The sequence below is a fragment of the Peribacillus sp. FSL H8-0477 genome (assembly GCF_038002765.1).
Taxonomy (GTDB): Bacteria; Bacillota; Bacilli; order Bacillales; family DSM-1321; genus Peribacillus.
In genome coordinates, this window is record NZ_JBBODE010000002.1 from 981,607 (window position 1) to 993,993 (window position 12,387).

At 38.7% G+C, this 12,387-nt stretch carries 10 protein-coding genes; all 10 read left to right on the forward strand.

Going from position 1 to position 12,387, the window contains the following annotated elements; translation table 11 throughout:
- The first annotated feature begins 345 nt into the window (after window positions 1-345).
- On the forward strand, window positions 346-588 hold the full coding sequence (locus MHI18_RS16570) for a heterocycloanthracin/sonorensin family bacteriocin (protein WP_340848885.1): 243 nt from the start codon (window positions 346-348) through the stop codon (window positions 586-588).
- Window positions 589-715: 127 nt separating this feature from the next.
- Window positions 716-2,626 (forward strand): putative thiazole-containing bacteriocin maturation protein, encoded by a 1,911-nt coding sequence (locus tag MHI18_RS16575; RefSeq protein WP_340848886.1) that lies wholly within the window; start codon window positions 716-718, stop codon window positions 2,624-2,626.
- Window positions 2,623-4,560, forward strand: coding sequence for a TOMM precursor leader peptide-binding protein (locus MHI18_RS16580; RefSeq protein ID WP_340848888.1), 1,938 nt, complete (start codon window positions 2,623-2,625; stop codon window positions 4,558-4,560). The genes MHI18_RS16575 and MHI18_RS16580 overlap by 4 nt, the downstream gene beginning before the upstream one ends.
- Window positions 4,561-4,580: 20 nt before the next feature.
- Window positions 4,581-6,116 (forward strand): SagB family peptide dehydrogenase, encoded by a 1,536-nt coding sequence (locus tag MHI18_RS16585; RefSeq protein WP_340848890.1) that lies wholly within the window; start codon window positions 4,581-4,583, stop codon window positions 6,114-6,116.
- Window positions 6,117-6,346: 230 nt separating this feature from the next.
- Complete coding sequence (locus MHI18_RS16590; RefSeq protein WP_340848892.1) at window positions 6,347-7,756, forward strand: Ig-like domain-containing protein; 1,410 nt, start codon at window positions 6,347-6,349, stop codon at window positions 7,754-7,756.
- Between the two features lie 203 nt (window positions 7,757-7,959).
- Window positions 7,960-8,205 carry a hypothetical protein gene (locus MHI18_RS16595; RefSeq protein ID WP_340848894.1) on the forward strand — a complete coding sequence of 82 codons (246 nt, stop codon included), beginning with the start codon at window positions 7,960-7,962 and terminating at the stop codon, window positions 8,203-8,205.
- 167 nt (window positions 8,206-8,372) lie between these two features.
- Entirely contained in the window at window positions 8,373-9,839 is a 1,467-nt protein-coding gene (locus tag MHI18_RS16600) for a spore germination protein (RefSeq protein ID WP_340848896.1), read from the forward strand.
- 4 nt (window positions 9,840-9,843) lie between these two features.
- On the forward strand, window positions 9,844-10,962 hold the full coding sequence (locus MHI18_RS16605; protein ID WP_340848898.1) for a GerAB/ArcD/ProY family transporter: 1,119 nt from the start codon (window positions 9,844-9,846) through the stop codon (window positions 10,960-10,962).
- A complete protein-coding gene (locus MHI18_RS16610) occupies window positions 10,959-12,047 on the forward strand; it encodes a Ger(x)C family spore germination protein (RefSeq protein ID WP_340848900.1) in 1,089 nt (362 codons plus the stop codon). The genes MHI18_RS16605 and MHI18_RS16610 overlap by 4 nt, the downstream gene beginning before the upstream one ends.
- A gap of 106 nt (window positions 12,048-12,153) precedes the next feature.
- Window positions 12,154-12,387 carry a hypothetical protein gene (locus MHI18_RS16615; protein ID WP_340848902.1) on the forward strand — a complete coding sequence of 78 codons (234 nt, stop codon included), beginning with the start codon at window positions 12,154-12,156 and terminating at the stop codon, window positions 12,385-12,387.

The following is a 12,387-nucleotide window of genomic DNA, read 5'->3' on the forward strand; positions in this document are numbered from 1 at the left end:
GCTAAAATTACCGTTTATTTTTTGATAAAAAAACATACAGTCCTAAAAAGATTACTAACATTGCAGGGACAACAGCTGCCATAGTTTCACCCCATTATTCGAATTTATTACTACTACTACGTATATAACAGGACAAAGTTTCATGAATCGTAAACTTCAGTGAGTTGCGCACATGAAGTATGTGGACTTCTTGTGTCAATTTTATACTCATTCGAGATAAATGGGCATTTGATTTAGTAGCAATACCCAATCACCGTACATATTTTGAAGTAAACGTTGGGGAAAAAAGATGTGGTTTCAATTTCCCTTTTATGATGCTCATCTTACTATACGGAGGTTATCTAAATGAATGAGTTCCAAAATCAACTGCAAATGTTAAATGTGGATCAGTTTCAGGCTAGTCAGCCCGTTCAATGGGGGCAAGACCCTTCTGGACAATGGGTGCAAAACCCTAATGGAATGGAAGATTCTCGTCTGATTGGTTTTGGCTTTGGCTGCTTTTTCTGTTTTGGCTGTTTTGGCTGCGGAGGTTGTGGTGGTTGTGGAAGATGCGGCGGCTGCGGACGTTGTGGAAGATGTGGTAGATAAGGATAGCTAAAGAATGTGTCTCTGCTGAGCAGGGACTTCTTTAGGTTAGACATAAGAGACAATTTGTCATACATAGAATGGGAGTGAACGACTAAATCGTAATGGTTTATAAGTTAGGGGGAGCGTAATGGAATTGACCTCTTCTATGAAGTTGAAAGTGAAACGAGACACGTTTTTTCTCCCAGAACACACGAGAGGTGTGTATTTTCGGAATAATATCAGTTCATTTCGTATGGAGGGACCTACGATTGCTCAGTGGGTTGAAACGCTGTTACCGATGTTTAACGGAGAACATACATTGGGCGAGTTAACAGCTGGATTGCCAAGCACATACAAAAATATGGTGATGGATATAGCTGATGTTTTATACAAAAATGAATTTGTCCGGGATATGAGTCATGAGCGTCCACATCAATTGAAGGAAGAGGTTTTGATTAAGCATGCCTCGCAAATTCAATTTTTAGAAAACATGATTGATTCTGGTGCCTATCACTTTCAAATGTTTCGCCAGAAAAAAGTATTAGCAGTTGGTTCAGGGCATTTATTTGTTTCTTTGGTTTCGGCTTTGCTGGACTCGGGCTTGCCTGCCTTCCATACGTTTATTACAGAAAAAGTACCCACAAATAAAAAACGCTTGAGTGAACTTGTAACACATGCAGCTAAGAGTGATACCGAAGTAAAGGTTGAAAACATCTCCCGGAATTTCGAAGGAAATAGTTTTTGGCGGGAGTTGGTAAGGCCATTTGATGCAATCTTGTATGTGTCTCAGGAAGAAGGGGATGGTGATGAATTAAGCAGTCTGCAAGCTGCATGTAAAGAAGAAAAGAAAGTGTTTTTCCCAGCAATCATCCTTAATCAGATGGGGATAGCGGGTCCAATAGTTACTCAAGAAGTGGTTGGTTCTTGGGATTTGGTGCGGCGTCAACTACACCAATCGGTGCTAAGGGAAGAACCAGGTTTTTCTGCTTTTTCTGTTACAGCGGGAGCTATGTTGGCGAACATTCTTGCTTTTGAATTGTTTAAAAAGCTAACAGGGGTCACGAAACCCGAAGAAACGAATCAGTTTTATCTGCTTGATTCGGAGACGTTAGAAGGAAAGTGGCATCGCTATCTTCCGCACCCGTTGGTGACAGGTAGTGCACAAGTAAAATGGGTAGAAGATGCTGATGGAAGGCTTGGAAATAGGTCAACAAGAATGGATGAGGGAAACTTATTTCTACTCTTTAGCCGGTTGACCTCACCGCAATCAGGGATCTTCCATAGTTGGGAAGAAGGAGAGTTAAAGCAGCTTCCGCTTGCTCAGTGCCGTGTCCAGGTAGTTAATCCGTTGTCGGAAGGATTCGCTGAACTGCTGCCGGAAATCATTTGTTCGGATTTGACGCATAAGGAAGCACGAAGAGAAGCAGGACTTTCAGGAATTGAAGGGTATTCGGCAGAAATCATCAAACAGTACAAACCAAGTCTTTCGTCTGAAAAATTTCTAGGGATTGGTACAGGAGAGACATTTGCTGAATGTGTTTGCCGCGGTCTTCAAAAATGGTTGAATGTTGAGTTTACTAAGCATGCATATAGTCAAGAGAATACAGCAGATAGCGTCGTGTTGGACACGGTAGAAGATGAACGCTGTCGCTATTACTTACAAGCACTGACGACAATAGCAGGCATACCAAAGATTGCACGGGGTAAGAATGTTGCTGGTTTCCCAGTAATCTGGGTTAATACGAAAGATAGTTGGTATGGAAGTATAGGGGTAACCCTGACCTTTGCTTTGAGAAATGCGTTACAACAAGCCTTGATGAACTACCAAAATAACACTAATCAAAAGAAAGGATTTGTCATTGTAGAAGAAAAGGAACCGCAAATGTTGATGATACCGGTATGTGATAGGGATTCCCAATATGAGGATCTGCAGAATGCTAAAGAAATTTTAGTACAGAACCATAAACAGTTAGAGATCCTTGAACTTGAGTGGGAGTTAGTTAAAACAGAATTGGCTGGGATATTGGGCGTGACGGTACGAGAGGAGGAATTCGGGTGAAAACGGTTTTGGTAATCGGGGAAGGCGTTCTAACAGATTATGTATACAAAGACCTGTCCAGCCAATACCAAGTTATTCGCCGAAGTGATTTCGAAACATACGTACCAGAAAAAGTAGATTTGGCTCTAGTACTCGCTGACGGCTGGAACCCCACTATTCATCAAAAAGCTGAAAAAATACTAGGGGAAATGGAGATTCCTTGGCTTAGGGGGTTTACTGTATTTGGCGAGGGAGTAATCGGTCCATTGGTTCGTCCTTCTATTCCAGGTTGTTCGCAGTGTGCAGACCTTAGATATCTTATGGCGGGGCGTGATCGAAAAGAGATGTGGGAACTGCGGCAGCAGCAACTACACGGTAATCGAGGTAAAGAGGGAGTGGGGGCTTCTAATGCGGGTCTGTTACAAACAGCTCTTATAATCGTAGCTGAGGTTCACCAGATAATGATAGGTGCTCAGGCTAAATCAGAGGGACGTGTTGCTTTAATTAATCTAAAAAACTTGAATGCTTCCTGGCATTCGTTTCTTCCTGATCCTGTGTGTCCAGTTTGTAGTGAACGAGCGGAGGATTCCTCCGGCAGGGCTCGGATTTTGTTACAAGCAAGTCCCAAGATTCCCGATAGTTATCGGAGCCGATCAATTAAAGAATTGAGTAAGTTTCTTGCTTCAGACTATTTGGATCAACGAATGGGTTTCTTAAACAATAAAATGATAGATTTGGTCCCTCCTTTTGCTGATGCAAGTGTTAACTTACCCTTGTTCAATGGAGATGAGGGAGCAGCCGGACGGACAAATTCATATGCCATCAGCGAGATGACCGCCATTTTAGAGGGATTGGAACGATATTGTGGGATAGAGCCCCGGGGCAAGAGGACGATGATTCGGGATAGCTATCGGAATGTGAAGGATTATGCACTTGATCCTAAGAAAATTGGTGTTCATTCAACGGAACAGTATGAACAGCCTGATTTTCCATTCAAACCGTTTAATCCTGATAAACCGATTCATTGGGTATGGGGCTATTCGTTTTTACAAGAGCGGTCTATTTTAATTCCGGAATTGCTTGCCTATTACAGCTTAGGCTGCGGGGAGGGCTTTGTGTATGAAACGTCAAATGGCTGTGCTTTAGGCGGGAGCTTGGAGGAGGCCATTTTATACGGAATTTTTGAAGTTGTGGAACGGGATTCCTTTCTATTGACTTGGTATGCAGAACTGCCGCTTCCACGTCTGGATCCTTATTCTGCGGAGGATGAAGAATTACGATTAATGATCGACAGGGCTCGTGCCGCTGGCGGATATGATATCTATTTGTATAACGCAACCATGGAACATGGAATTCCAAGTGTATGGGCATTAGCCAAAAACAGAAAGAAAAAAGGGCTGAATATGATTTGTGCGGCTGGAGCTCACCTCGATCCGATACGGGCAGCAAAAAGTGCTGTGCACGAATTGGCTGGCATGATGCTGACACTTGATGAGAAATTTGAGGGAAATCAAATGAAGTGGGAGAAGATGTTTTTAGATTCCTCACTGGTTCAGCAGATGGATGATCATGGGATGCTATTTGGATTAAAACAAACAGAAGAGCGATTACACTTTTTGCTGGATGAAAGTCGACCACTGCGAACATTTGCTGAGGAGTTTACGAACATCGTAAACCACTCGGACTTGACGGATGATTTAGAGGACATCCTTCAACGTTTTCGTCAGTTGAACCTTGAAGTGGTGGTGGTGAACCAAACCACGCCGGAATTAAAACGGAATGACTTACATTGTGTGAAGGTACTGGTTCCTGGCATGCTTCCGATGACATTCGGTCACCATCTCACCCGTGTTACAGGGCTTGAAAGAGTATTACAGGTGCCAATGGATCTCGGCTATGTCAATGAAGCGCTAACGATAGATCAACTAAACCCGCATCCGCATCCATTTCCATAAAGGAGCTTGGGGGAACAGACATGCATCTAGATGAATTTCTATATAATTTGCAATTCGACACAGAGAAAGTCAGACCGCCGGACTGGGACGTAGATTGGGAGGACGCACCGTTACCCTATAAACTTTACCGTGATTTGCCTGTCTTTCCTCTTTCTATAGAAGTACCCTTGACGCTTGAGGTGGAGCCTCCGCTTTCTCAACCTGATATCCGCTCTTTCGGTCATTTTCTTTGGTATGTATTCGGGCTTTCTCAGATCAGTCAGTTTGAGCAAGAGAAAGACATTGTGCAATCTCTTAGACGGTTTGCTCCTTCTGGGGGTGCTTTGTATCCAAATGAATTATACGTTTATCTTAAGCTTGAGAACGTTCCGGAGGGTATCTACCATTATGATGCAGCCCACCATCGGTTAATTTTGTTACGTGAAGGAAATTTTGATTCGTATATAGCTGAAGCTCTTGGAAATCGATGTGAGATGAATGACTGTTTTGGTACTGTGTTCGTCTCAACCATGTTTTGGAAAAATTTTTATAAATACAATAACTTTTCATATCGTTTGCAAGGTTTAGATGCAGGCGTACTGATGGGACAGCTGCTAGAGACGGCAAAACGATTTGGCTTCGCAGCAGGTGTTTACTTCCAATTCCTCGATAAGGCGATTAATCATTTGCTTGGTTTATGGGAGTTAGAAGAAAGCACATATGCGGTGATTCCTTTATCCACCAGCCCTATCGCCAATTCAGATTCTGCAGATAAAGTTTCAGCGAATGAATTGTACCGAGAACTCCCAGGTATTCACGCTCGTCATTACATGCGGTCAAAGAGAGTAAAACCGTACCCGTTATTGAATAAACTAAATGCAGCGTCGATGATGGAAACGACCAAAAGGTTTCGGCCAATCACAATGACAGATTGGAAGCATGATAAAGGGAAATCAGTAAAGCTTCCCCCAGTAAAACCATTGTTGTACGATCTAGCGACCGCTTCTCGAAAACGATTGTCACCAGAAATGGATTTTATTTTCGGGAAGGTTAGTCAAGGGCAGCTCGCTTCTTTGCTGCAAGAAGCAATTACTTCTTTTGCATACCAAAATGATTTGGATGAACCGGGTATCAAGTGCGAGCCCCGTGTATCCATATTCGGATGCCTGCATAATATTGAAGGTATCCAGGACGGTGCATACAGCTACGACGGAGTAAGTCATGAACTTAGACGAATAAATACAGGCGATTACCGAAATAAGCTGCAATATGGGATGACGATGGATAATGTTAATTTGCAGCTCATACCGCTCTGTCTGCATGTAACTGGTGAACGAGATCACTATAAAGCTCAGCTAGGGTACAGAGGATATCGGATACAACAAATGGAAGCGGGCATGCTTGTACAACGATTATTACTACTTTCATCAGCACTCGGTATGGGCGGTCATCCGCTTTTAGGATTTGATGTGAACACTTGTGATGAAATATACCGAATGGATGATCTAACGAGTCTCATACAAATCCCTATTGGCCATTATCAAAACCGCGCCTGGCTGAAGGGGAGTTTGTACTAATAAATAATAAGGGCTGCAGAGCATATGGCTCTGCAGCCTTTTAAACGCAAAAAAGGACGTTTAGATGCTATTAACACCTAAACGTCCCGCCGCAATAAATGCAGAAAATTTGAGGTCTTTAGTATATCGTGATATGAGGATTTTGTCAATCAACTATTAACTACCTAGTAATATACCTTTTTATGGTAAGATGGGTATATTACTAATTAACTAGAATTGGAGATTAAAAAATGAAATCAGTCTTTATAAAAGCAGGGTTGTTAACTTGCTTATTAGTGGGAATCATTACTCAAGAAGCATCTGCTGAGTCAACATTGGCTACTAAATGCTCATTATTCGAAAAAAATACGAATCCACCTTTTCAGCAAATGAACTGTTTACTAACCAATGCCGCAATAGAGGCGGATATTCCTCCTGAAGTGGTCAAAGCAGTAGCATACCAAGAAAGCGGCTGGAGCCAATTTACAAAGAAGAATGAGCCTAATATCTCTCCAGATGTCGGTATTGGAATTATGCAGGTTACCGACACTGAGAACCTGGATGTAGAAAAGTTGAAATACGATATTACATATAATATTGAAGCTGGCGTTAAAATCCTTAACGATAAATATGCCTATGACCTTCCTAAGATAAAAGGTGCAGGAAGACATGAGATAGAAAATTGGTATTTTCCTATTATGGCTTACAATGGGACAAAGGCTGTTAATAGTCCTGTATATAAAAGTAACGGAGAAAAAAACACAGCAGCTTATCAAGAAGAAGTTTTTTCTATAATCGAAAAAGCTAGCTTCCTAACTGGTACTAAATTGGCATCGTTTCCTTTTGAAAGTAGCGATTTTGTCTATGAATCTACTGACAATATTAAGTTTAATAAAAGTGTATATACACTGAATAACTTACATACATCTGTTTACTTTTTGAAAAAAGGAGATAAAGTCGTAGTTACAATAGATAATAGTAAACTTCGGGGTAAACCTACTACTTCGAGTGAAGTGAAAAATACAGCTCTAAAAGATTCAATATTGACGATCAACAATGATTTTTCCTATGATGTGAAATCAACAATTGAAAATCAATTTGTATGGTTTCCTGTAAAAACAGCAGAAGGAAAATCAGGATATATATCCTCGGCTTATATTAAAAGATGGGATGCTTCCACAGCTCCTAGTAAACCCAAAGTTAATAAAATAACTGATCAAGACGTTGTAATTACTGGGAAAGCATCTTCAAATGTTAAGGTCATTGCAAAAGGTACAAAAATAATGGGTCAGAAAACAGCCAAGAATGGGATATTTAAGATAACGATTAAAAAACAGCCTGCTGGTACAAAGATTTCTATCTATGCCAAAGATGCTTCAGGAAATATAAGTGAAAGCACACGAATGACTGTTATTGATAAAACTCCCCCGGCAAAACCGAGTAATAATAAGGCGACTAGTAAACAAGTAACGGGGAAGAGTGAAAAAGGTGCCACTATAACTATTCACAAAGGAAAAAAGCAAATTGGAAAAGGGACAGTAGATAAAAAAGGAAAATTTACCGTTAAAATCATAAAGCAAAAGAAGGGCACGCTGGTAAACATAGTTGCAAAAGATAATGCAGGCAATAAAAGTAATCCATCTTCGGTAAAAGTAAAATAAAAGGTAGGTGAATATAGAGAGTCTCTCCCAAAATAAAGAGACTCTCTATTCTGGTTAAGCGAAAGGTTGGGTTATATCGTTATTGTTGCTATAATGAAGAAGTATTATAAGAGTTGTATCTTATACAACAATGACGGAACCTACTCTATGTTGTTACAGACGCTTTATCTTACTTATTTAGAATCGATTAAGGAGGATTTATTATGCGAGTAGAGTTTTATAATCAAATTGGTGGAGAGTTAATCCATGGTACTGATAAATCAGATGTCAGCGCATTTATCACTCTTTTGAAAACAGTTAATGAAGTCACTATTAAAACAGGTCAACATAATATTGAATATAAGGGAACGGTAAATGAAGTCATTTATGATATTAACTTTGATGATGAACATGACCATCCTATGGAAATAGTAAAAGTATATATATCAGATCGTAAAGGAAAACTATAAGTAAAATCTGGACACTCTCAGCTATGAGAGTGTTTTTTTGATTGCACAATATTTATTCTTTCTTTCCAAATCAAATCCTTTCTTACCCATTAATGCATAAATGACCCTATTCGCTCTCATACTACTAGTAGTTATTTTTTATGGAATATGCATTAGGGGGAATGGAGATGTTCGGCAAAAAGAAACAGACAGCTGTAAGAAAACCGTCTATCTCGACGCCTGTAAGTCTGGACGAGCTAAAAAAGTCTCTAGCTAATATGAGTGATGCACAGATTGATATACATGAAACAATAAGTGGGATAAAAGTAAATCTCATTTATATAAAGTCATTAATTGATAATGAGCGTTTAAATGAGGCGATTGTTAGACCATTGATTCATGATCGTTCAATTTCAGTAAATGAAGCAATCTTTTCTTCAACTAAAGTGAAGCTTTTTACCATGGATGAAGCAACAGTATCCTTACTAAATGGCGATATTATTTTATATGAAGTGATAACTAATCAGTGGTGGGCAGTGCCGCTGCCAAGTTCGCTTAGCCGTTCAATTGAATCTTCGGAGACAGAAACGATTTTATACGGTGCAAAAGACAGTTTTAGTGAACAGATTGATCAGAACTTAACCCTAATCCGCAGAAGACTACCAATTATCGAATTAAAAAATGAATCCTTTAAGGTTGGCTCTTTGAGTAAAACAACAGTGGTTTTATTATATATTGATGGGTTAACCAATCCTGAGTTCATTACGAATGCAAAAGAAGAGATAAACAAAATTGATTTTGATTTTTTTTCAGATTCATCTCAAATTTCTGCATTTATGGAAAATGGGAATAACAGTGTCTTCCCGCAATTTCAGCAAACGGATCGACCGGATGTTTGTGCCAGAGCTTTAGGGCTAGGACAGTTAATTATTTTGGTTAACAATACGCCATTTGCTTTAATTGCACCGGTTACCGTTTTCGATCTTTTTAAATCACCAGAGGACTATATTAATCGATGGGTCGTCGCCAGTTTTCTACGTGTGATTCGCTATATGAGTTTTTTTCTTTCGATTGTTTTAATTCCTTTATATGTAGCACTAACAACTTATCATTTTCAAATGATTCCATTGCAGATGTTATTTGTATTAACTGAATCTAGAAGTAAATTACCGTTTACCCCTTTTTGGGAAGCTTTTATCATGCTGGTAATCTTAGAAATCATTAAGGAAGCAAGTTTGAGAATGCCAACAAAATCGGGACAAACGCTGGGTGTTATTGGTGGTATCGTCATTGGACAAGCTTCGGTTGAGGCTGGGTTCGCCAGCAAAATACTCATTGTTTTGGTTGGGATTGCGGCGATTGCATCATTTTTAGTTCCTAACTACATGTTGACAAAAGCCAACACATTAATTCAATTTATTCTACTTTTAATGGCCTCCCAACTTGGGATTATAGGTATTGTTATAGGCCTTATAGGAATTATAGCGCATTTAAATGCACTGACTTCATTAAAGCAGCCTTACCTGGCACCACTAGCACCATTCTATCTAAAAGACTGGATGGATGTTTTCATCCGTGGACCTGTCGATAAAGAAAAAGAACGCCCTGAATATTTACTCCCTTTGAAGAAATGGCGTACTAGCCGGAGGAATTGACATTATGAAGCCTTTATCATTATTTCGTAAGAGTAAACCTTTAAAAGCAGTTACCATCTTTTTTCTTGTTAATCGATTTCAGGTTTTTTTCTTGCTTCTTGTATTTCCTGAATATATGGCTTCTCCACATTTAATTTGGTTAATTATTGTCTTGGGGCTCCTTTCTCAAGGCAATTTATTTATTCTTTCCAAGTGGTTGTCTACTACTTATGCGGCAAAAGGGTATTTGGGCTTTGTTGACTTATTTGGGGAGTGGAAACTTCGGCTGTTTACTGCTATTGCCTTGGTTCCTGTGTTAGTCAAGGTTTCTTTCCTTACCATCAATTATGTTGCAGTCACTCGACAATACATTTTCCCATCGATTAGTCCTGTATGGTTAATCGTTGTTTTTCTTTTAATTAGTATGTATGTCGCGATTAAAGGAATGGAGAATACGATTCGGTTTAGTATTATTACTTTTTTTATCGTCATATGGATGATTTTAATGTTTCTACCTTTTTTCTTCCCGCCAAACGCCGCATGGTTTAACTTATTGCCGTTAACTTCAACTTTGTCTCATCAATCGTGGAAAGGAATAATGTTTATCTGGGCATCTTTATCAGGTCCTGAATATTTAATTTGCCTGGTTCCTTGGCTGAAACAAGACAAGAAGGTAGGAAGATATTTGACCTGGGCAAATATCTTAACCATTGGAGAATTGTTAATCGTATTGATTACTTCTCTTCTTTTCTTTGGTCAAAACTACTTAAAGTTAATAAAGTTGCCGTATATAGAAATGACCCGTTATCTGCAAAGTCCTGTTTTTGAAAGAATTGACATGGTGGTCATTTCCTTTTACTTGTTCCACTTTGTGTTTATGATTGCCATATTACTATTATTTTTTTACGGAGGAGTACGAATTATTTTTAATAAAACAAACACTAAAACTACCCGAAAAGGGTTTTTCTTAAGTACTTTACTTATTGCTGCCTTAATCCTTTTCTTATATCAAATTTTATGGACATATGAAAATCAATTTAAAGTGTTCATGAATATTGATATTTGGGTGAGTGGATTTACGTACTTATTTATCCCATCCTTTTTGGTTATTTACAGCAAAATAAAAGGGGGCAGCAGGAGATGAACAGAAGGGCAAAAAAGATGACCATAATTGCGACGTTTTGCTGCTTAATTCTAACCACTTCTTGCAATTTACTACCTGAAAATAATGCAATCGAAGAAATCGCGCCCGTTATTTTTTGGTACGTAAAAAAAGGCGATAAAAAACAATTAAAGATTAGTACAGCGGTACCGCCAGTACTTAAGGAGAAGAAGCAATTATTCTCACTTGAAGTAAATCTTTTAAAACAAGGTTCAAAGGATTTTAACTTAATTTATTATCGAGAAATGAAAGTCGGACAGCTCCGGATGATCTTTATTGATGAGGAAATAGCGAAAAGTGGAGTCTTGCAACTAGTTAACAGTTTATTGATTGATCCAGATACTTCTCAGCGATTGTTTATTGTAATCGTAAAAGGGGATTTTGAATCCTATGTGAAAAAACAAATTAAGGAGAAAGAGAATACTGAATATTATCTTTACCGAATGCTTAAACATTATGAAGATCAAAATCAAGGAGAATTGACTCCAGTTAATTTGCATGATTTTAAGAAAATGCTTTATACCCCATTATCAGACCCGTATATACCTGTTTTCAAAGCGGATCAAAATAATTTCAAGTATGAAGGAACCGCAATCTTTAAAAAAGATAAATTAGTAAAAGTATTTACTAATATGGATGATCAAGTGTTTCAATTAATAGGTACCGATAACTATCTGAAATATTTAGTTATTCCTAAACTTTCTGTCGTATTAGGTCGTGTTCAAACCACTGTCCATTTTACGTTGAATGCTGACCATTCAAAGTTGTTCGTTAACGTAAAAATGATGGGTAGGATTGAGGATTTTAAATCTCATAACAACGGATTGAACGATGAAGAGATACAAAAGTTGAAGTATTCGATAGAAGACCATATGGAAAAAAACACTAAAAAAATGTTTAAGACTCTACAACAAGAGCATTCTGATCCTTTTCAGATAGGGACTAAAACACTGACTCCATTTGGGAAATCTTTAACCGATAAAGAATGGTACGAAAAATGGAGAAAGATGGATGTAACGGTGAACTATGAGCTTCAAATGGGACCTTTGCAAAAAGATCCAAAATAGCTTCATTTACTCACTGAATAAGAATGGCGACCTTCTGTTCGTTCGATTACGATTAAAAATAGCCTTTTCGGGGTATATAGTAGTAGTCGAAGTGGAGGAGAAGCCAATGGTTGAACATAGTGCCTTACACATACGTGGGAAAAAAATTGAGATTTCTTCTTTATTCAATAGTAAATACGGGGAATGGATATCGCGTGCAAAAATCCCTAATAGTTCTGTAATTGCCTATTGCCGAGATGAAAATCGAGTACGTGCTGAGGCAGTATGTGTGAGTAGATTACTCATTACTCTTGATGATTATGTGTTAGAAGAAAGTGATTTAGTGGAGATAGATCAATAA